Origin of the sequence: Mucilaginibacter segetis (assembly GCF_016522075.1) — a bacterium.
Taxonomy (GTDB): Bacteria; Bacteroidota; Bacteroidia; order Sphingobacteriales; family Sphingobacteriaceae; genus Mucilaginibacter; species Mucilaginibacter segetis.
The window spans coordinates 466,893-490,571 of the sequence record NZ_JAEHFW010000002.1 but is presented as its reverse complement, the minus strand read 5'-3'; the positions used below and the strand labels follow the sequence as shown (position 1 = coordinate 490,571).

The following is a 23,679-nucleotide window of genomic DNA, read 5'->3' as shown; positions in this document are numbered from 1 at the left end:
TCTAAGTATCATTTTTATATCATTAATCATAAGTGGCCAAATATTATTTTTATATACAAACAAATTTCCGCACACATTAATTAATAGTTATTTTCGTTTAATTCCATATGTTGGAAGCTTAGCATTAATATGACCTCGTCTGAAAACTACGACTTGCTGATTGCGAAGATCAACACTTTTATTCGCAAATATCATTACAACAATTTGCTGCGCGGATTGCTGTTTTTGGGCGCAGGATTATTTTCGGCGTATGTAGTGATAACCCTTAGTGAATACTTTGGGAATTTTAATACACTTCTACGCAGCATATTATTTTATTTCTTTATTATTCTGAATCTGGCATTGGTAGCATGGTTGGTATTACCACCATTGCTCGCACGTTTTCGACTTGGTAAAACGCTTACTCATGATCAGGCTGCACAAATAATAGGCAAGCACTTTAATGATGTTAATGATAAATTACTCAATACGCTCCAACTAAAAAAACAAACATTGGGGAATGCAGAACATCGTGAATTGATAGAGGCTAGTATAACTCAAAAAATAGATGAACTTAAACCGGTGAGTTTTCCTTCGGCAATTAATCTCCGCGAAAACAGTAAATATCTTAAATATGTTATTCCACCGGTTGCTGTTATTTGCATTATAGCTTTGGCTGCACCGTCGGTGTTGACAGAAAGTACCAAACGACTTATCCACCATAACGATTATTTTGCTCCGGTTGCCCCGTTTCAGTTTCAAGTACTAAATAAAACGTTGTCAGCAGTGCAGGGCGATGATCTTAATCTACAGATCAAACTAACCGGAAACAAAATTCCGGCCAATATTTATCTGATAACGGCTAACAACACTTTTAAGTTAGATAAAGAGAACATCACACGTTTTAAGTATTTGTTTACAAATCTGCAGCAAAACACAATCTTTAAACTTACTGGAAATGGGTTTACTTCCGCAGATTATCAAATTAAGGTGAACTTGCGCCCCGTGGTGTTACATTTCGATGCCGACTTAAAATATCCAGAATATTTGCATAAGCCTGACGAGGTAATAAGCAATGCGGGCGATCTTACATTACCGGCCGGAACAATTGTAAAATGGAAAATTCACACCCAAAACGCTAATACGCTTTTATTTAATATTAACCACAGCGTTCAAAAGATCATCCCGTCGCAAAAAGACGTTTTTGAACATGCCGAAAAGATAATAAATAACACCAACTATACTATAAGCCCTGAAAATGGCGAGGTTAAAACCGCTGATTCCGCATCGTACCGGATAAATATAATTGCTGATGCTTCACCATACATAGGCGTCGAAGAAAAACCGGACTCTGTAAGTCTTAAGGCTATTTACTTTAACGGGAAAATACAGGACGATCACGGATTCACGTCCCTGACATTTCATTATATAATGGGGAATGGCAACCAGGAAAAAAAATTTACAAAACAGGTTAAGGCTGATCTTTCTTCAACAACATCGGCTTTCTTTTACTTTTGGGATCTTAAAGCACTCGGCATAACCCCAGGCGACAAGGTTATTTATTATTTTGAAGTAACTGATAATGATGGAATAGCGGGACCAAAAAGCACAAGAACACCAGAGCGCACTTTAACCATGCCCGACGCCGGTCAATTAGCAGAGCAATTGAATGCCGGTACACAAGCAATAAAACAAAAAATGCAATCGGCTATTAAAATTGCCGGGCAGGTTGAACGTGATGCACAAAAGTTAAATCAAACATTGCTGGATAAAAACACACTTAGTTTTGATGAAAAAAAGCAGATTGAAGAATTACTTCAAAAACGACGCGATCTTAATGATCTGGTAAAAGACATTCAAAAGGATAACAAAAAGAATTTGTATAACCGTCAGGAAAATCAGCAGCAGAACGAACAGCTAACCCAAATGCAGCAGCAAATTGAAAAGCTCTTCAATAATGTATTGGACGACAGGACCAAACAATTGCTTGATAAATTGCAAAAGCTTTTACAACAAGATCAAAAAGATGATACCCGTGATGAACTGTCAAAAATGCAAACGGATAATAAATCATTAAAACGCGAACTTGATCGGATGCTGGAACTTTATAAAAAACTTGAATTTGAACAAAAATTAAATCAAACAGTAAATCAGCTAACCCAAATGGCGGACGAACAGCAAAAACTGTCAGAAAAAACAAAAAAAGAGGGGGATAACGCCGCCGACCTGCAACAACAACAAAAGCTAAACGAGAATTTTCAAGATATTAAGGGCCAGCTGAATAACCTGCAAAAGTCAAATGAGGAAAATGGCAATAAACAAAATTTTGAAAATCCTGAAAACGAGAAAAAGGCCATTGATGAGCAAATGAATGAAAGCGTTGAACAACTTACAAAAAATAATCGCAAGCAAGCCTCTGCCGCACAAGAAAAAGCAGCCAAACAGATGAAACAACTCGCACAAAAGCTGGAGGATAACGAAACGGAGGGAGAAGAAACCGGAAATGCTGTTAATGCCCGGCAATTGCGTGAATTGTTAAAGTCGTTAGTAAACAGCTCTTTTGATCAGGAAAAAACAATGCAATCGCTCAAAAATACCAGTCCGTCTGACCCCGCTTATGTTACTTTGGCCCAAAACCAAAAAGATATAAAAGATAATCTAAAAACCGCCGAAGATAGCTTATATTCATTGAGTAAAAGATTGCCACAAATACAATCGACCGTTAACAAGGAAATAACAAGTATTAACGACCATATTGACGAAGCATTAAACCGCCTTGGCGAACGTAAAACATTTGAAGCAAATCGCAATCAGCAATACGCCATGACATCAATGAACAATTTAGCACTTATGTTAAGCGAAGCGCTGGATCAGTTGCAAAAAATGATGAATAAAAGTAAGGGAGGAAAAGGCAAAAAGGGGAACCCATCTATTTCGCAATTGAGCCAGATGCAACAGCAGCTAAACAAAAACATGCAAAAAGTTCGCGAACAAATGCAACTGCAAGGGAACCCCTCAACAGGTAAAAACGGGCAGCAAAGTGAACAGGGTATGAGCGAACAACTGGCCAAAATGGCAAGGGAACAGCAATTGATACGGGAAACTTTACAGCAGATTAATCGTGAACAAAACAAAGATGGAACAGGTGGATTGGGAGATTTGGATAAAATTTCAAAACAAATGGAACAAACTGAGAAAGATCTCGTAAACAGGAAAATTACAGATGACGCGCTTAAGCGCCAACAGCAAATTCAAACAAGGCTGTTGGAGGCCGAAAAGGCCGAGCAGCAACGAGATCAGGACTCAAAGAGAGAAAGCAAAGCCGGAACGGAAATACCACCCGGTTATATAAAAGCTTTGCAGGATTACGAGCAGATAAAGGCAAAGCAAACAGAACAGATAAAAACAGTCCCATCGGCGCTAAATTTGTATTACAGGAAAAAAATTAAAGTATATTTTGATCAACTTAATGCAAATTGATATGGAACAGGCGAATGTTCAGGCAGGACAATTGTATACCTTACAGCTTCCATCAAAACACGAAAGCATTACTCTGCTTGAAAATTTAATAGAAGAAATAGCTGATAAATATCAGGTAAGTGAAGACACCTTTGCCAATATGATGACATGCCTTAATGAAGCCGTAATAAATGCCATTGTACACGGCAATAAATTTGATGAAAACAAACTGGTTATTGTAAATGCCGAAATTGATACTAAGCGTATTGTCTGGACCATTACTGATGGGGGCGAGGGCTTTAATTATGCAGATTTACCAGATCCTACAGCTCCCGATATGCTGGAAAAACTTACAGGTCGCGGCGTATTTATAATAAAACATCTTGCCGATCAATGCATATTCAATGCAAAAGGCAATGAGGTTGAGCTTCACTTTAAGATATAATGCCCTCTATAAACTTTTTTGAAGAAGACGTTAACTATTCGCTGAAAAACAAACAGGCTATCCGTAAATGGATAACTGAGACTATTTTGGCCGAAGGTTATAGGTTGAAAGAGCTTAATTACATTTTTTGCTCGGACGAATATTTATTGTCCATAAATCAACAATACCTGGATCACAATACGTATACAGATATCATCACCTTTGATAATTCCGCTCAAGGAAAAGAAATTACCGGCGACATATTCATCTCCGTTGAGCGAATTCGCGAAAACGCTGTAAAATTTAATGTCACTGAAGTTCAGGAATTACACCGCGTAATGATACATGGTACATTGCATCTGTTGGGTTATAAAGACAAAACTCCCGCGGACAAGAAAAAAATGACATTTAAAGAAGATTTTTATTTGGCGACAAGAAATTTTATTGGCTAATTTTACTCACAAATTATTCATATTCAATTTATTAAAACCATGAAAACGTTAGCTTTAATATTATCGTTGCTGTTTGTTACATCAGCTCCATCTACAGTATACCAGTTCAAACTAAAAACAATAGATGGCAAACCATTCTCGCTTGCCAAATACAAGGGAAAAAAATTACTGATCGTAAACACTGCATCAAAATGTGGTTTTACTCCGCAATATGCCGAATTACAAAAACTTGCAGATGAATATAAAGACAAGGTTGTGGTTATAGGTTTCCCTGCCAATAACTTTGGCAGCCAGGAACCGGGCGCCAATACAGAAATTAAAACTTTTTGCGAAAAAAACTATGGCGTTACATTCCCGCTAAGTTCAAAGGTGAGCGTTAAAGGTGATGATATTGATCCGTTATTTAAATATCTTACCGAAGCTTCAAATCCCGACTTTACCGGTGAAATTAAATGGAACTTCGAAAAATTCCTGATAGATGAAAATGGCAACCTGATACATCGTTACCGTTCACAGGTAACTCCTTTAGATCCACGTATTACAAGCGCTTTATAAGGTATCATAATAAAATAAAGGTCGCAAGAAATGTCATATTTCTTGCGGCCTTTATTTTTCATCAATCTATGTTTACAAAAAGATGTACCTATTTATACTCCATCCAGTTTTGTAATAAAATAACGGCAGATATGGTATCAACCAGTTCTTTGTTTTGTCTTGCCTTTCTGTTCATACCGCTTTGCGCAATAGTTGCAGACGCCATTTTAGAGGTAAAGCGCTCATCCAACATTTGGACTGGTATATCCGGAAAAGTTTTTTTAAGTAAATTTACAAACCCTTTTACATGTATTGCAGATTGTGATGGCATGTTATTCATTTGTTTAGGTTCGCCTACTATAAATCTTTCTACCGGATTTGTAAGCACATATTTTTTTAAATAATCTATGATTTTTAACGGATGTACCGTATCAAGTCCGGTTGCAATAATTTGCATAGGATCGGTTACCGCAATGCCGATGCGCTTGGTACCATAATCAAAAGCCATTATTCTCATAACAGGCAGTTTTTAAACAGGAAAATCAAATACCGTGGCATAAATGTAAACATGTATCAAAGATAGGTAAACCAATTAACCGCTCAAATCTAATATCTCACATCTAAAATCTATTTCTTATTTTGCACCAATGCAGTTTAAGGAAATAATTGGACAGGATACCTTAAAGCGCCAGCTGATAAAGGCGGTCAACGAAAATCGTGTGAGCCATGCCCAGCTTTTGTTAGGACCTGAGGGTTCGGGCAGTTTGCCGCTTGCTGTTGCCTACGCGCAATATTTATCTTGTGAAGATAAGCAACCCGATGACTCTTGCGGGGTTTGTTCATCATGCCGTAAATATCAAAAGCTGATGCATCCCGATCTACATTTCTCTTATCCGTTTTTTGCAAAGCACAAAGACGATACCGCCTTAACTTTTATTGAACAATGGCGCGAAGCTTTTATAGCCAACCCTTATATAAACCTGGACATTTGGCGTGGTTATTTGGATGCGGAAAACAAACAAGCCAATATAAACATTGCGGAATGCCACCAAATTATTAAAAAACTAAGTTTTAAACCTTTTGAATCAAAATACAAGGTACTTATTCTTTGGCTGCCGGAATATCTGGATAAAGAGGGGAATGCACTTTTAAAAGTTATTGAGGAACCCCAGCCTAATACACTTTTTATTTTAGTAGCTCAAAATCAGGATCAGATATTAAATACGATCTTATCGCGAACCCAATTGATAAAAGTGCCAACGCTTGCCTATAACGATATAAAAGATTACCTTATAACCCGCCATCACCAAACCGAAACTGCAGCTGCTGAAATAGCTTATCTAAGCAATGGCAATTTAACAGATGCATTGCGCATGCTACAGCACGATGCCAAAAGCTACCATGCGTTATTTGTGCAATGGCTGCGTTTTTGTTTTGCTAATAAGGGGCTGGATGTATTAACGTTTGTTGAACAAACTGCAAAAATGGGACGTGAGAATCAAAAGAACTTTTTACGTTACGGAACTAATTTTATACGTGAGTGTTGTTTAATACTTGCCGACGCAATCACCATGGTACATCTGCCGGAACGAGAGCTTGATACTGCAAAAAAAATGGCCTCGGTAATGAATATACCAAAAGCACAGGCTATTGTTGAAGAGTTGGAAAAAGCTCATTATCATATTGAACGCAATGCTAACCCTAAAATCTTGTTTTTAGACGTATCTTTGCAGATTATTAAAATATTAAACTTAAAAACTATCCCCACGGGGAATCATTATATACCGAATTAATTATGGGATGCGGAAGTTGCTCAACGGGCGGATGTTCGCCCGCAGGCTGCAAAAGTAATGGCTCATGCCTTACAAATGGTTGCAGCAAATTAGATGTTTACGATTGGCTATCGCATATGGATATGCCTAACAATTATAAGCCTTTTTCAATTGTAGAGGTAAAATTTAAAGGCTCGCGTAAGGAGTTTTATCATAATAATGATAATATCTATCTAGAAACAGGTGATTTAGTAGCGGTTGAAACTACCACCGGCGGGTATGATATAGGCCACGTTTCTATAACCGGTGAGTTAGTTAGGATGCAAATGGTTAAACGCCACGTTAAGGAAGCCGACGTTGTAAAAAAGATATATCGACGGGCTACACCTGCCGATGTAGATAAATGGAAGATGGCAAAAGATCTGGAGTGGGAAACCATGCACAAATCACGCACACTGGCACTGGAACTTAACCTGAGCATGAAAATAAGTGACGTGGATTATCAGGGAGATAAAACTAAGGCTACTTTTTATTATACGGCAGAAGGTCGGGTGGATTTCAGGGAACTAATTAAAAAAATGGCTGAAGCATTTCGTATCCGCATTGAAATGCGGCAGATAGGGATGCGGCAGGAAGCAAGCCGTTTAGGAGGCATTGGTTCTTGCGGACGCGAACTTTGCTGTTCTACCTGGCTTACCGATTTTAAAACCGTTTCTACCTCAGCTGCGCGATATCAAAACCTTTCATTGAACACCCTTAAACTTGCCGGGCAATGCGGGAAATTAAAATGTTGTCTTAATTACGAATTAGACACTTATATGGATGCTTTAAAGCATATTCCGGATAATGTAAATACCCTCAGAACAGAGAAGGGTGACGCGCGTTTACAAAAAACGGATATCTTCAAGAAAATGATGTGGTTTAGCTATCCTCGAGAGGATGCCTGGGTTCCTCTGCATATTGATAGGGTAAAGGAAATTCAAAAATTGAACCGCGATGGCGTTATTCCTCCAGATCTCGGAGAGATTTTGGAAATTGAGACCAAGCCGGCAAAAGTGCTTGATTATGAAAATGTAGTAGGTCAGGATAGTTTAACCCGACTTGATGAGCGCAACCGTAATAAGAAAAAAAGCAAGAACCGGAATAAAAAATCAGGTTCAGGTACAAATAATCATACACAGCCTCAGCAAGCGAAACCATCAGTAGAATCAGATACGAATGTAAAGAACGAAAACGCGAAGCCCCGCAACAACAGAAACAGGCGTCACAGGCCTCACCGTACCAATCAAAATCGCGATAACAACAATAAGAATAACCAGGAATAATGTATCGCTTTAAATCTATATGGATCATTGTAATAATTGTGCTTGTACAAAGTTGCACCGATCCATTATCGGTATTTGACCAAAACAAACCTGTTCCTAATCATAACTGGGCTTATGTTAACCGGGTTAGGTATAATGTAAAAATTGACGATCCGAGTATTCCCTATAATATCTATTTTAACTTGAGAGTTACAGGCGGTTATAAATACTCTAACATTTTTGTGTTGTTTTTTGAATCGGGTGTTAATAACTCTACCGTTAAAACCCGGCATGAGTTTAAGCTTGCATCTCCCGATGGGGAATGGTTGGGCAGCGGTAGCGGTAACTTATACAGCTATCAACTACCATTACTTATAGGCCATAAATTTCCAGCTACAGGGGTTTATCATTTCGAGGTAGAACAAAACATGCGCGACAACCCGCTTCACGAAGTGAGCGATATAGGATTAAGGGTTGAAAAAATGAAGTAATCAATCTTTATAAAAGATCATTCCCTTTTGTTTTGGGTAAAATATTTATATTGGTATTCTAAACCAACTTCTTTTCTTGGAATGAAAAAGTTAATACTTATCACACTATTTTTGCCATTGCTGGCAAAAGCCCAATCAAACAAACTTAATACTGATAGCGTAAAATATGTAAGCACCGTTAAGTATTATACCCGGGCAATAGCAAAAACCCCGAATGATGCAGATGCTTATTACAAACGGGCATGTGCAAAATTTGGCCTGAACAATTACCAGGGTGCGTTATTAGATTTAAATAAAGTAATAATCCTGGATGCCAAATATTACGGAGCTTATTTAGAAAGAGGCCGCACTAAACAGGCATTAGAAGATTATACCGGAGCCATAAAAGATTACACCCAATATCTTGTTTTTAAACCGAACAGTTCTGCGGCTTACTATAACCGCGGATTAGTAAAACGCATAACGGAAGATTATAAGGGTGCCATTGAGGATTATACAAGGGCGGTAGCCATTGATCCGACAGATGAGGATTTTTATAATGAATTAGGAATAACTAAAAAACGCCTTATGGATTACAGCGGAGCATTGGCAGAATATGACAAAGCCATAGCACTTAATCCCCAAAATTTCAGGCCTCATTATAATAAAGGGCTTACTAAAATTTTAATCGAAGACTATAAAGGAGCTATCGAAGATTTTACGAAGGCCATTCATTTAGATTCTGCGTATGCTGATGGCTATTATAGTCGTGGTGATGCAAAACGTTATTTACAAGATTATAATGGGGCTATTGCCGACTATTCCATAGCGATAAAACTAGACCCCAATTTTTTGGATGCCTATAATAACAGGGGAATAGCAAAATACGACATTGAGGATTATGAAGGAGCCATTGAAGATGCAAATAAAAATATCGCTATAAATCCGAAATACACTCCGTCATATTATAACAAAGGGTTGGCATACGATAAGCTTAATAATTTTATAGAGGCTTTAGATTGTTATGAAAAATATATAAAGCTAAAACCCAAAGACCCTGATGGTTATTTTAAACGAGGAAACACCAAGCTAAGTTTAGAGGATTATAAAAATGCCATTGAAGATTATACGCTCGTTATTAATATGGACGCTAAATATGTAAATGCTTTTAATAACAGAGGTGTGGCAAAGCGTTTATTGGATGATTATGTAGGTGCTATTAAAGACTACGATCAGGCGATAATACTTGACCCTAACGATGGCAATACTTATAATAACCGAGGGTTTGCCAAACATTTACTACATGACGATAGCGGATCTTGCGCAGATTTTAAAAAGGGGGCTGAATTAGGAGATCAAAGTGCGGCTGAAAACCTGGAAAAATTTTGTAAATAAACGGTTTTACTTCCTAAAAGACTTCTTATCAAACAGATAGGTGCCATGCATTATGTTTCCTTTATGGGCGCCATCGGTCATTTATAAAGCACAGCTCATATTAGAGCAAAACATAATTTATATATTAGTTTTGCTAATATTTTTATCATTATGGAAAGTGTTGTTTTAGTTATTGTAGGTGTTATTGCTGTTTTAGCTCTTGTATTTACCATCTTCAAAAAACCTGTAAAAGGCATATCAATGGCCGAACTTGAAGCATTGAAGATTGAAACTGACGCTTTAAAAATAAACCTGGCCAAAGCAGAGCAACGGGCCGATAGCTTAAGCCAAGAAAAAAACCGGCTGCTTGATGAGTTAATTTACGAACGCTCACAACTCGCTCAGGCCAATCAATCCTTAGAATCGTCGCGGTCATTTTTTAAGGCGCAGCAGGAAAAGCTTATTGAGCAAAAAGCAGAGATCGAACAAACCCGCGTATATTTCCAGCGTGAGTTCGAGAACATTGCAGAGAAATTGCTGAAAGAAAAATCGCGAGAGTTTACCGATGTAAATAAACTGAGTATAGATACGATACTGAATCCGCTTAAAGAGAATATAAAAGCTTTTGAGGACAAGGTAGACAAGGTTTATAATATGGAAGCAGCCGAACGAAATACACTGAAGGGTGTAATTACCCAGTTGATGGACCTGAATAAACTGATAAGCACTGAGGCGTCAAACCTGACTAAAGCACTTAAGGGCGACAATAAAAAGCAGGGTAACTGGGGCGAGGTGATACTGGAAAAGGTGTTAGAACGCTCGGGTTTGATCAGAGACCGCGAGTACCGGGTACAGGCGAGCTTCAATGCTTTGGAGGGAGGAAGATTACAGCCTGATGTTATTATTGATCTGCCTGACGATAAACACCTGATAATAGATTCAAAGGTGTCGCTTATAGCTTACGAAAAGCTGGTTAACTGCGAAACTGAAGAAGAGCGTAAATTATTCTCTAAAGCTCATATTGAATCTATTCGTAACCATGTGCTTGGTTTATCGTCAAAAAATTATCACGCGCTGCACGAGATAAATTCCCCTGATTTTGTACTGCTATTTGTACCGATAGAATCCTCATTCAGTTTTGCCGTACAACTTGATGCCGACCTGTTTAGTGATGCCTGGGATAAACGGGTGGTAATTGTAAGTCCATCAACCTTATTAGCTACGCTACGCACTATAGCCAGCATCTGGAAACAGGAACGCCAAAATCGTAATGTATTGGAGATAGCACGTTTAAGTGGCGATATGTATGATAAGTTTGTAGGTTTTGTCGGCGATATGGAAGGCATTGGCAAAAACATCAAACAAACACAGGATAATTACGACAAGGCACTAAATAAGCTCACTGATGGCAGAGGGAATCTCACGATTACCGCCGAAAAAATAAAGAAATTAGGTGCCAAGGCTAATAAACAGATCGATAATAAGTATATAAGTGAGGAATAATCCCAAAGATATTAATCCTCACTTATTATTTCTGTTTATTCCGCTTTAAAAGCATTCCAACCCTGTGCTTTAAGCGGATGCACATTGCCGGATTTAGTTATCAGGTTACACCCGGCATTGGGTTCTGTAATATAACCAATAATGGTAAAATCCATTTTAAACTTGATCTTGTCATATTCCGCTTGTTTAACAGTGAACAACAGCTCGTAATCTTCTCCACCGCTTAACGCGCAAACCGTTGGATCAAGGTTAAACTCACGTGCAGTTTCATACGTCATGGGGTCAATAGGTATTTTCTCTTCGTATAAATTACAGCCTTTGTTACTCTGTTTGCAAATGTGCAGCAGTTCCGATGCCAACCCATCAGATACATCTATCATAGCTGTGGGCTTTACATCCATTTCTTTTAGCAAATCAATAATATCTTTACGTGCTTCGGGTTTTAATTGTCGCTCTACAATATAATCTTTGCCTTCCAGGTCGGGTTGAATGTTCGGATTTTCCATGTAAACCAGTTTCTCACGTTCCAGCAACTGCAGGCCGGTGTATGCGCCGCCCAAGTCGCCGGATACACATATCAAGTCCCCTTCTTCGGCTGTATTACGATATACAACATCCTGCTCATCAGCATAACCTAAAGCTGTTACACTAATAACAAGCCCTTGTTTTGATGCTGTGGTATCACCACCTATAACATCCACATTGTAATTAGAGCACGCCAGGTAAATTCCTTCATACAATTCTTCAATAGCCTCCAGAGGAAAACGGCTCGACAAACCTACCGATACAGTTACCTGCGTGGCAATACCATTCATGGCATATATATCACTCAAATTAACTTGTACCGCTTTATAGCCTAAGTGTTTAAGAGGGGTGTAAGCCAAATCAAAATGAATGCCCTCCAACAGCATATCAGTAGATACCAGTACTTTTTTGTTGGTATAATCAAGCACAGCAGCATCATCTCCCACACCCTTTAATGTGCTTTTTTGGGTATGTTTAATGTTTTTGGTAAGGTGGTTTATTAAACCAAACTCTCCTAATTTTTCTATGGCTGTTTTCTCCTGGTTTTCAAACATTATATTCTTTTAAATTATCCTGCAAAAATACGAAAGCAAAACTAAATAGGTCATAGTATTTTGATAGGCCTGTGTATATCTCTGTTATGCAAGCATTTAAGTTATTTAATATTCGATGTAAAAATTTAGTTAAACTATATCTATTTAATATTTAGTTAATACAAAAGCAGTATTTTTGCTTTCAAAAAAACAGATACATGAATTTAAGAAAAGTACTTATTTATTTGTCGCTTGTACTAATTGTAGCAAGCTGTAAAAAAGACAACAATCCTATAACTCCTACACCTCCTACCGGAGACACCACTGTTATTACGCCTCCTGCACCGCAACCCTATGCTATTACTGAAGATTTTGAGTCGGGCTCAAAAACCGCCTATGCAAAAGCCGATGTACAATTAAATACAGGCGTATGGAGTTTTAACGATGCCTTATTAGGTAATCTTGCTGCCGATGTTAAGGATGGGAACAAATCGGTTCGCTTACGTAACGGCGATATTACCATGAATTTTGATATAAATGGAGTAAAACAAATAAATATTAAACACGCTAAATATGGCAATGACGCCAGTTCTACTTGGCAATTGCTAATGTCTACAGATGGTGGTACAACTTTTACGCAAATAGGATCGGACATTACCGAAAACAACACCACACTGACTATTGATTCATTTAAGGTTACTACAACAGAAAAGGTTCGTTTCCGAATTCAAAAAACTGCTACTACCCGTATCAATATTGATGATATAACCTTTAAGGGTACTGGTGATCCTGGTATTGTTGTAGGTTCTCCGGATAATGGCAGCGATACAACAGGGAACTCCGGCGGCTCCACGGGAACTCCCGCAGCTGACAGAGGAGTTACTGCAGGTGCCGATGCTCCGCCTGAGACCGGGGACAATAGCAATTTGTTGTTGGGTAATCCTTCAGGAGCTCAAGCGGCAATTGTTATGAGCGATAATTATCTTATTGATCAAAAATATTATGTAGAATCATATAGCAGTACCCGAGGAACCCCGAACTGGGTGAGCTGGCATTTAGATGCAACCAACATCACCAATGCAACATCAAGACTTGATAATTTTGCCGGATTTAATGGTTTACCTTCAGGTTTTTACGAAGTGCAGAGCAACAGTTATTCTGGTTCTGGTTTTGACAGGGGACACAATTGCCCTTCTGCTGACAGAACAAGCTCAACTAATGCTAATTCAGCAACATTTTTGATGACAAATATGATACCACAAGCACCGCAAAACAATCAGCAAACCTGGGCCAATCTGGAGAACTATTTGCGTGAGCAGGTTGTTGCCGGCAACGAGGTTTACATTATTATGGGCAGCTACGGTGTAGGCGGTACCGGATCTAATGGTACAGCTAATAAAATAAATAATAACCATGTAACCGTACCAAGCAATGTTTGGAAAATAGCTGTTATAGAAAATAAAGGAGATGCTGATTTAAACAGGGTAACTTCTTCAACAAGGGTTATTGCTGTAAATACTCCAAACGTTAATAATATTAACTCAGACTGGAAACAATACAGGGTAACTGTTCGAGATATAGAGACTGCTACCGGATATAATTTTCTTTCGAGCCTGCCACAAAATATTCAGGACGCTATAGAAACAAAAAAAGATAATTTATAATATCTATAATATGTAGCAGGGACAGGAACTATAACGTTCTTATCCCTGCTTTTTTTAATTTTTAGCTTTTGCCTTTTGTATGGCTTCGTGTGCCTTTTTTATCGAATCCCGGCGTGCCTTTTCTTTTTTCTTAAAAAACCCGCGAAGTAAAAAATTATGTTGAGCTGCCTTTAAGTCCTCGTTTAAAGTAGCCGTAGTACTATGTACTCCCTTAATGGTTGTTTGGGCTTGTTTTACCGTCCCTTCCAGATCTTTAGCAATTTTATCGTTATTAAGTAAACGGCCAATGCTTCCCTTCCCGTTGTTTATTTTAGCTACTATTTCAGAAAGGTTCGCAGTAAGCGACTCCGCATTATCTGCTACCTTGGTTAATTTGCCAATTATCTTATCTACATCAACCGGATTAATGGTTACCAACTCTCCATTTTCTTTTACTTGTTGCGTACTGGTTATACCTCCCGGTGCAATAATTACCAGTTTATCTCCCATCAGGCCATCGCTGCCTATACTTAGCTTGGAGTCCGTCTTAATAAATTTTTGAACAGAAGTATTCAATGTCAAATCAACCCTTACTGAGCTGTCATTAACAATATTTATGGCATCAACTACCCCTACGTTAATTCCTGCAAATCTTACGTTATTGCCAACTTGAAGACCACTTACATTATTAAATGTACCGTATACCCTAAAGGTTGAGTTGAAAAGACTTTTTTGATTACCTATAAAAAAAATTGCTAACAGTAAGATGAGCAATCCTGCTAAGGTAAAAAGTCCGATCTTTATTTTCTGTGATGATGTTGTTTTCATGTTGTTTCGTTAAAAAATGCTTTTATTTTAATATCCTCAGAGTTTTTTAGCTCATCAAATGACCCTTCGGCTATATACATTCCATCATTCATTATGAGCACCCTGTCGGCTGTTATTTTTGCGCACTCCATATCGTGTGTTATGATAATGGAGGTGGTTTTATATCGTTTTTGCATATGCAATATGAGTTCACTAATTTCTCTGGATGTAATAGGGTCAAGGCCTGTGGTAGGTTCATCATAAAGCATTATTTCAGGCTTTACGATCATTGTGCGTGCAAGGCCAACCCGTTTACGCATTCCGCCCGAGAGATCGCAGGGCAGCTTATCAACAGCGTCTAACAAGCCAACTCCGTCTAACACCTCTTCCACTCGTTTATCTATTTCTTTTTGATCTTTTATTTTTAATACTCTTGTTAAAGGAAATTCCAGGTTTTCCCTAACGGTCATGGAGTCGTATAGTGCCCCGCTTTGAAACAGAAATCCAACTTTTGTACGCAAATCCTTTAATTCTGCATCAGACATTTCACTAACCTCTTTACCAAAAACTTTAACAGATCCTTCATCTGGCGTTAAAAGTCCGACTATACATTGTATAGTAACTGATTTGCCCTGTCCTGATTTACCCAGTACTACAACGTTCTCACTTCTTTTAACACAAACACTAATATCTTTAAGCACTTCGTTAACTCCGAACGCTTTTTTAATATGGCTGATCTCAACTACAATGTCTTCCATTGCGCCATTTTCTCCGTTATTATTAATAAAGGTTTCCATGCTATCTGTAAAATAATAAGCTGGTGATCTGAACGGCAATAGCATCAATAACAAATATCCATAGTGACGCGGTGACTACCGCAGAATTTGCGGCAAGCCCTACGCTTTCGGTGCCTTTATCAGAATGATATCCTTTATAACATCCTACAAAGCCAATTGCGAATCCAAAAAATATGGTCTTAATAAACGCCGGTATAAAATCGGTAAAGTCGAGCGCAGCTATGCATTTATGGAAGTAAAGTGAAAATGAAATACTGTCTGTAAAAGTTAGCGCCAAATACCCCCCTAATAAGCCTATAGCATCGCCTGTAAGTGCCAGTAGGGGCACCATAAAGCTGGTAGCCAGTATACGGGTTACAACCAGATACTGTATCGGATTGGCTCCTGAAACCTCCATAGCATCTATTTGTTCGGTAACCTTCATACTTCCTAACTCTGCACCAATGCTTGAAGCTATTTTGCCAGCGCAAATAATTGCTGTAATAACCGGTCCTATCTCGCGAATCAGAGAAATAGACAATGTTCGGGGAAGCATGCTTTCTGCACCTAATTCTAATAAAGACGGCCTTAGTTGCAAAATAAGAACCATGCCCATAATAAACGCTGTAATACCCACGAGCATTAACGACCTATAGCCAATTTCGTAACATTGTCGCACAAACTCTGACCATTCGAAACTTCCATTAAAAACATTCCCTACAAAGCGTGTAAAAAAAACTCCTTGTTCACCAATATTTTCAAGCCATTTTTTATAGCCTGTAACAATCTGTTCTGCCATAAGCGTCAGTATATAATTGATTTTATCACTATCAGCCTAATCTGTTGTGAACTGATTGTAATATTACAATGAACATTAGTTCATTAGTTTTGTTCGAGAGTGCAATTATTTTTATAGTGTTGATTATCAATATATTATAAACGAAAAGTGACACTCTACAGCTGATTGTGTGCAACATTATCCATTACGCTGATACTATTTACAGCTATATTTTTTATTATATGTATTTTTGCATTTTAAACTGACCATCAATGGCATATAAAGGGATTATAGTGGGCGCAAGCGGGCTTATTGGTGGCAATTTGCTGGAAACATTGCTAACCAGTAGAGAATACGTAGAGATATTGCTTTTGGTAAGAAGTGAGTTAGAAATCAAGCATGAAAAATTGACTCAGCTTGTAGTGGATTTTAATGATCTTTTTAAACACTCGAAAGAAATAAAAGGGCATGCTTTGTTTTGTTGCCTGGGAACTACACGAAAAAAAACGCCAAATCTGCAGGAATACAAAAAGATAGATTATTCTTACCCTTTGGAGTTGGCAAAATTGGCTGTAAAAAATGGCGTTGAGCAATATCATTTAGTTTCTGCCATCGGTGCAGATGCAAGCTCGGGTAATTTTTATACCCAAATAAAAGGCGAAACTGAGAACGCTATAAAAACCACAGGGGTTAAAAGTTTACATATATATCAACCTTCTTTATTAACAGGAGACAGGAAAGAATACAGAGCGACAGAAAAAATAGCCACTGCAATTATGAAATTTGTTAATCCTTTACTTTTAGGCGGCTTAAAAAAATACAGAAGCATTCCTGCACTTACAGTTGCAAATGCGATGTATAAAAAGTCATTAGACAGCACCCCTGGAATATTTACTTATACATCAGATAAAATAAAAAAAATTTAGTGAGCACATTTATATCGGCCGAAAATTTAGGCCATTCGTATCATGATAATTGGCTGTTTAAAAACTTGTCCATTGGTATTAACCGGGGCAGGAGGGTAGCATTGGTGGGTATAAACGGAGCGGGTAAGTCTACTTTGTTAAAAATTTTATCAGGCTCATTAAAGCCAACGGAAGGTAACGTGGCGCAAAGCCGTGATCTTAATGTAGGATACCTGGAGCAAGATCCTTTTTTTAAGAACGCCGTTACTATAAGTGATTATATTTTTCATGCCGATAACATCCAGCAGCAATTAATACGCCGCTATGAGGAACTGTTGGAAAACGATCCGGAGAATATGAATGCCCTTAACCAGATAATGGAGGAGATGAGTGAAATTGATGCATGGGAGTATGAATATAAAATTAAAACCATTTTAGGACGTCTGGATATTCATCACCTTAATCAAAATATTAACACACTCTCCGGAGGACAAAAAAAACGCTTAGCATTAGCCAAGTTATTAATTGAAGATCCTGAACTTTATATATTGGATGAACCAACCAATCACCTTGATATTGATACGATAGAATGGTTGGAAAAACTTTTAACGGAAGGATCAAAAACGATATTGATGGTTACCCATGACAGGTATTTTCTTGACAATGTATGTAACGAGATATTAGAAATAGACCGGGGCAAGATCATCCCTTATGCGGGTAACTATGGCTATTATCTGGAAAAGAAGGCTGAACGCGAAGTTTCTGAAGAAGCAACATTGCAAAAAAACACCAATTTGTTGCGTAAAGAATTGGAATGGATGCGCAGGCAACCAAAAGCCAGGGGCACTAAATCGAAATCGCGCATTGACGCTTTTTATGATCTGGAAGCCAAGACCAAAAATAATGGCCCCAAGCAAAATGTAGAGCTTAGCGTTAAAACGGCAAGACAAGGCAATAAAATAATGGAGATGCACGGTATAAGTAAAGCCTTTAATGGCAACACATATATAAATAACTTTAGTTATATCTTCAAAAAAGGCGACAGAATTGGCTTAGCCGGCAAAAACGGAAGCGGAAAATCAACACTTTTAAACCTGATCACTGGACAATTAGAGCCAGATAACGGCGAGATCATAAAAGGAGAAACAACCGTTATCGGTTATTTTAACCAATCAGGCATCAGCTTTCAGGAAAACGAGCGCGTTATTGACATCGTAAAAAATGTGGCGGAATTCATTACCATGGCGGACGGAAAAACTATATCTGCATCAGCCCTGCTTACATTATTTCTTTTCCCGCCAAATAAGCAATATGGTTTGATTTCAAAATTAAGCGGTGGCGAAAAAAAGCGACTTCATTTGATGAGCATCCTGATGAAAAACCCTAACTTTTTAATATTGGATGAGCCAACAAACGATTTAGATATTGATACATTAAATGTTTTAGAAGAATTTTTAGGAAATTATCCGGGCATATTAATAATGGTATCTCACGACAGGTATCTGCTCGACAAGATGACCGATCAACTATTTATAATGGAGCCGGACGGTCATGTTAAAATATTTAATGGTAATTATTCATCTTATCGTATGGAATTGGAAGAAAGTAAACAGCAAAAGAAAAGCTCTCCAATTAAAGTATCAGAACCAGTTAAAAAAGCCGGCTTAAGTTATAAAGAAGAAAAGGAGTTGGAATCTGTTGAACAAGAAATTGAAGCACTGGAATCTGAGTTAAAAAACATCACGAAGAAACTAGACACAGTTAATATAAACCCTGATTTGTTAATTTCCTTAACTAACAAAATCACTGAAATAAACGACCATATTAATACTAAATCAACACGGTGGTTAGAATTAATTGAATTAAAAGAAGCATAAATGAGCCTGTCAGACATCATAGCATCAACTGGTGTAATTATACTACTAATTGCTTTTCTGTTGAATTTATATAAGAAATTATCGACACAAAGCCGCTGGTATAGCGGAATGAATTTTATTGGAGCGGGCTTATGCGGCCTGTCTTCCTTTATGATAAGTTTTTACCCTTTTGTTGTTTTAGAAAGCATTTGGGCAGCATTTGCCCTGTTTTCTTTTTTTAAAGTTCCACGTGGAACATCTGTTTAATAACAAAGAGAAATGTTCCACGTGGAACATGGAGATTATATGTTTAAAAAATACAATGTAATAGTAGTTGGCGCCGGCCATGCGGGTTGCGAGGCGGCGGCTGCGGCAGCTAATTTAGGCTCATCGGTTTTATTAATAACCATGAATATGGGCACTATTGCTCAAATGAGCTGTAATCCGGCTATGGGTGGCGTGGCTAAAGGCCAAATAGTACGCGAAATAGATGCGCTTGGTGGATATTCAGGCATCATAACAGATAAAACATCCTTACAGTTTAGAATGCTTAACCGCTCAAAGGGGCCTGCCATGTGGAGCCCCAGGGCGCAAAGCGACAGGATGCGCTTCGCTGAAGAATGGCGAATAGCCTTAGAAAAAACACCAAATGTTGATTTCTGGCAGGATACAGTTACATCCCTATTGGTAAAGGGAAATACCATAGCTGGAGTAAAAACATCTATAGGGATTGAAATAGAGGCCGATGCAGTAGTACTTACTAATGGGACATTCCTTAACGGTATCATACATATAGGCGAGAAACGATTTGGCGGAGGGAGAACAGGCGAAAAAGCAGCAACTGGTTTAACTGAACAGTTAGTGGAGTTAGGTTTTGATTCTGGTAGAATGAAAACCGGCACCCCTCCACGTGTAGATGGACGCAGCTTGAACTATGCACTGATGGAAGAACAATGGGGCGACGAAGAAAGAGGTCGATTCTCCTATACAGATGTTGAATTAGCTGCAGATCAGCGTTGCTGTTGGATCACTTATACTAATAGCGCCGTACATGAAACTTTAAAAGAAGGTTTTGAGAAATCACCTATGTTCACCGGAAGAATTAAAGGTTTAGGTCCAAGGTATTGCCCATCCATAGAGGATAAAATCAATAGATTCGCTGAGCGCGATCGTCACCAAATATTTGTTGAACCGGAAGGTTGGAATACTGTTGAAATCTATGTGAATGGCTTTTCCACTTCATTGCCTGAAGATGTACAATACAAAGCCCTTACCCAAATACTAGGGTTCGAGAGCGCAAAAATGTTTCGCCCCGGGTATGCTATCGAGTATGATTACTTCCCGCCTACTCAATTAAGCTTAACACTCGAAACAAAACGGATAAGCAATTTATACTTTGCGGGACAAATAAATGGAACAACGGGTTACGAAGAAGCGGCTTCTCAAGGTTTTATAGCTGGCATTAATGCGCATCAAAAAATAAATGATAAACATGAATTGATCTTAAAACGATCTGAATCATATATAGGTGTGCTAATAGATGACTTAGTAACTAAAGGGACCGAAGAACCATATCGTATGTTTACCTCAAGAGCGGAGCACCGTTTACTATTACGACAGGATAACGCGGACATTCGTTTAAGCCCAATGGGTTATAAGCTGGGTTTAATAAGCCAGGAACGTATAGATAAGGTAAATAATAAAATTAAAAATTCTGACCATATAGTTGCTTTTACACGCAGTAAAAGCGTAGACCCATCTGCTGTTAATAATCTACTTCTGGGTTTAGGAACGAGTGCTATTAATCAAAGTGCTAAATTATTTAACCTATTAACCAGACCTCAAATAGGTTTTAACGATCTTAAAAAAATTGATCCTGCTTTACAAGATAAATTAGCAGCATATGATAAAGAAACAATTGAGCAGGCTGAAATAAAAATTAAATATGAGAGTTATTTTATAAAAGAAATGGAAATTGTTGAGCGCATGAAAAAAATGGAGGATAAAGAAATTAATCCTGAATTTGATTACCATCAACTGATTTCCCTTTCAAAAGAGGCTCGTGAAAAATTGATGCGTATAAAACCGAGAACACTTGGCCAGGCATCTCGAATTTCGGGTGTTTCTCCGTCAGACGTATCCGTTTTAATGGTTCATGTATCAAGATAGCATATAAAGTATTAACAATCAGTGGTTTATAATAATATTAATTATAACAGATTTTTTTACGATTTTCAATAAACATATCGTCAAAAACCAAAAGTAGCTCAGAACGCATAAAAACAATGCTAAATTCAAAATCGCCTTTTTTATCTCATTTTACATTGCTATTTAGTATTGCTTTAATGCTTTTTGGTTGTGCAGCTATGCAAAAACCGCAAGGTGGCCCAAGAGATCTTACACCACCAAAATTATTGAAGGCAGACCCGCCCAACATGACAAGAAATTTCTCGGCAAAAGAGATCAATCTGGAATTTGACGAATATTTTAAATTAACTAATGCCTACCAGGAAATAAGCATCAGTCCGTCCCAGGAAAAACTGCCGGAATATAACATCAAGAAAAAAACACTCAATATTAAATTTACAGACACGCTTTCAAAAAACACTACATATGTAATCAACTTTGGAAAAGCTATCGCTGATGTAAATGAAAGTAACGTACTAAAAAATTTTACATATGTTTTTTCGACTGGCAATCATATCGACTCTTTAAGTATATCAGGAAATGTTATCAATTCCTTAACACAAAAAAAAGAGAAAGATGTTACTGTTATGCTTTTGCCATTAAGCCAGGATACTTCTATATTCGGCAAAAAGAAACCAAGCATTTATACAGCAACGGATACTTCTGGTAATTTCTCTTTAAATAATTTACATGAGGGATCATATAAAATATACGCACTTAAAGAAGCCAGTCCAAATAAAATATTTGATAACGACAATGAACTTATAGCATTTTTAAAAGACACCATTATTGTAGACAAGGATATATCCAACATTCGGCTTACTTTATTTAAACAGATCCCCGAGAAGTTTAGAGTAATAGAAAAAAGATTCGATACGGAAGGAAGAATTAATCTTGTTTTTAATAAACAACTTTTTAATCCATCTATTAAAATACTCTATCCCCAAGGTTTAGATAAAGATAAATTAGTTGATTTCTCTAAAAGTAAAGACAGCGCTTCCGTTTATTTGCGAAACTTGGATTTCGATTCCCTAAGTGTAGCCTTTTTTGACAACAATAAGCCTTTGGATACCGCCTATTTATTAAAAGGCAAAAATGAAACATATAAACGCACGCTCCAATTTCTCTATAATCTGAGCAGAGATGGTAAATTAAAACCTAATACGGATCTAAATATAATTGCAACTATTCCCATTGAAAATTATAATTCCAGCTTAATCTCCTTAACACAAGACTCTGTACCGGTAAATGATCTGAATATTCAAAAAGATACGAGTAGTGTTAGAGGATACTTTTTAAAACATCGGTGGCGAGCAAATAGTCGATATGAATTAGTTTTAGATAAAGGAGCATTTACAGATATTTATGGCGATAAAAACAAAAAAACAGGTATCAGATTTGTTGTTGACAAGCCCGAAAATTATAGTGTGCTAACATTAAAAGTAACTGTACCTGATACTGCAAAAAACTATATTGTTGAGTTCCTTACGGAACAGGGTAAAACCTTAAGAAGCGATATAATCACCAAAAGCGGGAATATAATTTACCGTAATTATCTCACTGATAAATACCGTGTAAGAGTTATTTATGATGATAATAAAAATGGACGCTGGGATAGTGGAAATGTAGCCTCGCAAACACAACCGGAAAATATCTGGATAAGCGACAAGGTTATTTCCTTGAGGCCCAATTGGGATGCCGAAGAAAATTTGGACATCCCTAAAGAAGCTAATCCTTAAACCAGCCAGAATACATTATGTAATTTTGCGGAAGTTTATCAAGCATCTGCCTTTGTTCCATAGTTATCGCTTTTATCTTTTTAGCAGGTGTACCTGCGTAAAGATAACCTGATTCACAAACAGTATTCTCCAGAACTACAGATCCGGCCCCTATTATAACGTACGCCTGTACAACCGCATTATCCATTACTATAGCACCCATACCTATTAAAACATGATCGTGAAGTGTACAGCCATGTACAATAGCATTATGACCTATAGAAACATTACTGCCTATATTTGTTGGCGACCTTAAATAAGTAGCATGTATACAAGCATTATCCTGAATATTGGTATTATCACCAATTTTAATATAATGTACATCACCACGTATAACCGCGTTGAACCACACCGAACAGTTATTACCCATTACTACATCGCCCACAATGGTAGCATTTTCAGCAATGAAACAATCCTCGCCCCATAGCGGGCTTTTATCTTTAACCGGAAGTATAACAGGCATAGCAGATGCTTAAAGTTGAATGCTTAAAGATAAAAGCTTTTAAAAATTTATCTTAATTTTATTTATGTTTGAGCACGATATAAGCGGAAATAGCTCAGCCGGTAGAGCATCAGTTTCCCAAACTGAAGGCCGCGGGTTCGAATCCCGTTTTCCGCTC

General features: G+C 37.7%; 21 protein-coding genes and 1 tRNA gene. 16 read left to right on the top strand and 6 right to left on the bottom strand.

Annotated features, from left to right (window positions below):
• Nucleotides 1-129 precede the first annotated feature (129 nt).
• Genes I5M19_RS11845 through I5M19_RS11830 form a run of 4 tightly spaced genes read left to right on the top strand, consistent with a single transcriptional unit; the run spans nucleotide 130 to nucleotide 4,869 of the window.
• Entirely contained in the window at nucleotides 130-3,459 is a 3,330-nt protein-coding gene (locus tag I5M19_RS11845; protein WP_200066540.1) for a DUF4175 family protein, read from the top strand.
• 1 nt (nucleotide 3,460) lies between these two features.
• On the top strand, nucleotides 3,461-3,883 hold the full coding sequence (locus I5M19_RS11840) for an ATP-binding protein (RefSeq protein WP_200066929.1): 423 nt from the start codon (nucleotides 3,461-3,463) through the stop codon (nucleotides 3,881-3,883).
• Nucleotides 3,883-4,314, top strand: a complete 432-nt coding sequence (ybeY, locus tag I5M19_RS11835) for an rRNA maturation RNase YbeY (protein ID WP_200066539.1) — start codon at nucleotides 3,883-3,885, stop codon at nucleotides 4,312-4,314. Before I5M19_RS11840 ends, ybeY begins: the two co-directional genes overlap by 1 nt.
• Before the next feature lie 39 nt (nucleotides 4,315-4,353).
• Entirely contained in the window at nucleotides 4,354-4,869 is a 516-nt protein-coding gene (locus tag I5M19_RS11830) for a glutathione peroxidase (protein WP_200066538.1), read from the top strand.
• Between the two features lie 88 nt (nucleotides 4,870-4,957).
• Here the strand turns inward: I5M19_RS11830 and ruvX are convergent, their stop codons facing one another.
• Complete coding sequence (gene ruvX, locus I5M19_RS11825; RefSeq protein WP_200066537.1) at nucleotides 4,958-5,365, bottom strand: Holliday junction resolvase RuvX; 408 nt, start codon at nucleotides 5,363-5,365, stop codon at nucleotides 4,958-4,960.
• Nucleotides 5,366-5,495: 130 nt separating this feature from the next.
• On the opposite strand from ruvX, the gene I5M19_RS11820 reads away from it, so the two are divergent.
• From I5M19_RS11820 to rmuC, 5 genes are all read left to right on the top strand, one after another.
• Complete coding sequence (locus tag I5M19_RS11820; RefSeq protein ID WP_200066536.1) at nucleotides 5,496-6,641, top strand: DNA polymerase III subunit; 1,146 nt, start codon at nucleotides 5,496-5,498, stop codon at nucleotides 6,639-6,641.
• Nucleotides 6,642-6,643: 2 nt separating this feature from the next.
• Complete coding sequence (locus tag I5M19_RS11815; RefSeq protein ID WP_200066535.1) at nucleotides 6,644-7,945, top strand: PSP1 domain-containing protein; 1,302 nt, start codon at nucleotides 6,644-6,646, stop codon at nucleotides 7,943-7,945.
• On the top strand, nucleotides 7,945-8,415 hold the full coding sequence (locus I5M19_RS11810) for a gliding motility lipoprotein GldH (protein WP_200066534.1): 471 nt from the start codon (nucleotides 7,945-7,947) through the stop codon (nucleotides 8,413-8,415). The genes I5M19_RS11815 and I5M19_RS11810 overlap by 1 nt, the downstream gene beginning before the upstream one ends.
• Nucleotides 8,416-8,496: 81 nt before the next feature.
• Nucleotides 8,497-9,789, top strand: coding sequence for a tetratricopeptide repeat protein (locus I5M19_RS11805; protein WP_200066533.1), 1,293 nt, complete (start codon nucleotides 8,497-8,499; stop codon nucleotides 9,787-9,789).
• Nucleotides 9,790-9,939: 150 nt separating this feature from the next.
• Complete coding sequence (gene rmuC / locus I5M19_RS11800; RefSeq protein ID WP_200066532.1) at nucleotides 9,940-11,271, top strand: DNA recombination protein RmuC; 1,332 nt, start codon at nucleotides 9,940-9,942, stop codon at nucleotides 11,269-11,271.
• Nucleotides 11,272-11,306: 35 nt separating this feature from the next.
• Here rmuC and thiL read toward each other — a convergent pair whose 3' ends face one another.
• Complete coding sequence (thiL, locus tag I5M19_RS11795) at nucleotides 11,307-12,350, bottom strand: thiamine-phosphate kinase (protein ID WP_200066531.1); 1,044 nt, start codon at nucleotides 12,348-12,350, stop codon at nucleotides 11,307-11,309.
• Nucleotides 12,351-12,547: 197 nt separating this feature from the next.
• On the opposite strand from thiL, the gene I5M19_RS11790 reads away from it, so the two are divergent.
• On the top strand, nucleotides 12,548-13,993 hold the full coding sequence (locus I5M19_RS11790; RefSeq protein WP_200066530.1) for a DNA/RNA non-specific endonuclease: 1,446 nt from the start codon (nucleotides 12,548-12,550) through the stop codon (nucleotides 13,991-13,993).
• Between the two features lie 54 nt (nucleotides 13,994-14,047).
• Here the strand turns inward: I5M19_RS11790 and I5M19_RS11785 are convergent, their stop codons facing one another.
• Genes I5M19_RS11785 through I5M19_RS11775 form a run of 3 tightly spaced genes read right to left on the bottom strand, consistent with a single transcriptional unit; the run spans nucleotide 14,048 to nucleotide 16,354 of the window.
• Complete coding sequence (locus I5M19_RS11785) at nucleotides 14,048-14,800, bottom strand: MlaD family protein (protein WP_200066529.1); 753 nt, start codon at nucleotides 14,798-14,800, stop codon at nucleotides 14,048-14,050.
• Nucleotides 14,797-15,576 carry an ABC transporter ATP-binding protein gene (locus I5M19_RS11780; protein ID WP_200066528.1) on the bottom strand — a complete coding sequence of 260 codons (780 nt, stop codon included), beginning with the start codon at nucleotides 15,574-15,576 and terminating at the stop codon, nucleotides 14,797-14,799. Before I5M19_RS11780 ends, I5M19_RS11785 begins: the two co-directional genes overlap by 4 nt.
• Before the next feature lies 1 nt (nucleotide 15,577).
• The gene (locus I5M19_RS11775; RefSeq protein ID WP_200066527.1) at nucleotides 15,578-16,354 is read right to left on the bottom strand and encodes an MlaE family ABC transporter permease; all 777 of its coding nucleotides are present in this window, start codon (nucleotides 16,352-16,354) and stop codon (nucleotides 15,578-15,580) included.
• Between the two features lie 251 nt (nucleotides 16,355-16,605).
• Here I5M19_RS11775 and I5M19_RS11770 point away from each other — a divergent pair, with 251 nt between their 5' ends.
• The 5 genes from I5M19_RS11770 to I5M19_RS11750 all read left to right on the top strand — a co-directional run bounded on the left by I5M19_RS11770 (nucleotide 16,606) and on the right by I5M19_RS11750 (nucleotide 23,020).
• A complete protein-coding gene (locus I5M19_RS11770; protein WP_200066526.1) occupies nucleotides 16,606-17,259 on the top strand; it encodes an NAD(P)H-binding protein in 654 nt (217 codons plus the stop codon).
• Nucleotides 17,259-19,115 carry an ABC-F family ATP-binding cassette domain-containing protein gene (locus tag I5M19_RS11765; RefSeq protein WP_200066525.1) on the top strand — a complete coding sequence of 619 codons (1,857 nt, stop codon included), beginning with the start codon at nucleotides 17,259-17,261 and terminating at the stop codon, nucleotides 19,113-19,115. Before I5M19_RS11770 ends, I5M19_RS11765 begins: the two co-directional genes overlap by 1 nt.
• Nucleotides 19,116-19,361 (top strand): CBU_0592 family membrane protein, encoded by a 246-nt coding sequence (locus I5M19_RS11760; RefSeq protein ID WP_200066524.1) that lies wholly within the window; start codon nucleotides 19,116-19,118, stop codon nucleotides 19,359-19,361.
• Nucleotides 19,362-19,400: 39 nt separating this feature from the next.
• Nucleotides 19,401-21,263, top strand: coding sequence for a tRNA uridine-5-carboxymethylaminomethyl(34) synthesis enzyme MnmG (mnmG, locus tag I5M19_RS11755; protein WP_200066928.1), 1,863 nt, complete (start codon nucleotides 19,401-19,403; stop codon nucleotides 21,261-21,263).
• A 197-nt stretch (nucleotides 21,264-21,460) separates the two neighbouring features.
• Complete coding sequence (locus I5M19_RS11750; protein ID WP_200066523.1) at nucleotides 21,461-23,020, top strand: Ig-like domain-containing protein; 1,560 nt, start codon at nucleotides 21,461-21,463, stop codon at nucleotides 23,018-23,020.
• Here I5M19_RS11750 and I5M19_RS11745 read toward each other — a convergent pair.
• Nucleotides 23,010-23,522, bottom strand: a complete 513-nt coding sequence (locus I5M19_RS11745) for a gamma carbonic anhydrase family protein (protein ID WP_200066522.1) — start codon at nucleotides 23,520-23,522, stop codon at nucleotides 23,010-23,012. The two genes, I5M19_RS11750 and I5M19_RS11745, sit on opposite strands and share 11 nt — an antisense overlap.
• 83 nt (nucleotides 23,523-23,605) lie before the next feature.
• On the opposite strand from I5M19_RS11745, the gene I5M19_RS11740 reads away from it, so the two are divergent.
• Nucleotides 23,606-23,678: transfer RNA gene (locus I5M19_RS11740), tRNA-Gly, on the top strand.
• The last annotated feature ends 1 nt before the right edge of the window (nucleotide 23,679 follow it).

Bases quoted from the DNA above. Each gene is read 5' to 3' on its own strand.
- I5M19_RS11820 (WP_200066536.1), top strand. From the start codon at position 5,496: ATGCAGTTTAAGGAAATAATTGGACAGGATACCTTAAAGCGCCAGCTG.
- I5M19_RS11790 (WP_200066530.1), top strand. From the start codon at position 12,548: ATGAATTTAAGAAAAGTACTTATTTATTTGTCGCTTGTACTAATTGTA.
- rmuC (WP_200066532.1), top strand. From the start codon at position 9,940: ATGGAAAGTGTTGTTTTAGTTATTGTAGGTGTTATTGCTGTTTTAGCT.
- I5M19_RS11760 (WP_200066524.1), top strand. From the start codon at position 19,116: ATGAGCCTGTCAGACATCATAGCATCAACTGGTGTAATTATACTACTA.
- ruvX (WP_200066537.1), bottom strand. From the start codon at position 5,365: ATGAGAATAATGGCTTTTGATTATGGTACCAAGCGCATCGGCATTGCG.
- I5M19_RS11770 (WP_200066526.1), top strand. From the start codon at position 16,606: ATGGCATATAAAGGGATTATAGTGGGCGCAAGCGGGCTTATTGGTGGC.
- mnmG (WP_200066928.1), top strand. From the start codon at position 19,401: ATGTTTAAAAAATACAATGTAATAGTAGTTGGCGCCGGCCATGCGGGT.
- I5M19_RS11840 (WP_200066929.1), top strand. From the start codon at position 3,461: ATGGAACAGGCGAATGTTCAGGCAGGACAATTGTATACCTTACAGCTT.
- I5M19_RS11750 (WP_200066523.1), top strand. From the start codon at position 21,461: ATGCAAAAACCGCAAGGTGGCCCAAGAGATCTTACACCACCAAAATTA.
- ybeY (WP_200066539.1), top strand. From the start codon at position 3,883: ATGCCCTCTATAAACTTTTTTGAAGAAGACGTTAACTATTCGCTGAAA.
- I5M19_RS11805 (WP_200066533.1), top strand. From the start codon at position 8,497: ATGAAAAAGTTAATACTTATCACACTATTTTTGCCATTGCTGGCAAAA.
- I5M19_RS11780 (WP_200066528.1), bottom strand. From the start codon at position 15,576: ATGGAAACCTTTATTAATAATAACGGAGAAAATGGCGCAATGGAAGAC.
- thiL (WP_200066531.1), bottom strand. From the start codon at position 12,350: ATGTTTGAAAACCAGGAGAAAACAGCCATAGAAAAATTAGGAGAGTTT.
- I5M19_RS11745 (WP_200066522.1), bottom strand. From the start codon at position 23,522: ATGCCTGTTATACTTCCGGTTAAAGATAAAAGCCCGCTATGGGGCGAG.
- I5M19_RS11775 (WP_200066527.1), bottom strand. From the start codon at position 16,354: ATGGCAGAACAGATTGTTACAGGCTATAAAAAATGGCTTGAAAATATT.
- I5M19_RS11815 (WP_200066535.1), top strand. From the start codon at position 6,644: ATGGGATGCGGAAGTTGCTCAACGGGCGGATGTTCGCCCGCAGGCTGC.
- I5M19_RS11785 (WP_200066529.1), bottom strand. From the start codon at position 14,800: ATGAAAACAACATCATCACAGAAAATAAAGATCGGACTTTTTACCTTA.
- I5M19_RS11830 (WP_200066538.1), top strand. From the start codon at position 4,354: ATGAAAACGTTAGCTTTAATATTATCGTTGCTGTTTGTTACATCAGCT.
- I5M19_RS11845 (WP_200066540.1), top strand. From the start codon at position 130: ATGACCTCGTCTGAAAACTACGACTTGCTGATTGCGAAGATCAACACT.
- I5M19_RS11810 (WP_200066534.1), top strand. From the start codon at position 7,945: ATGTATCGCTTTAAATCTATATGGATCATTGTAATAATTGTGCTTGTA.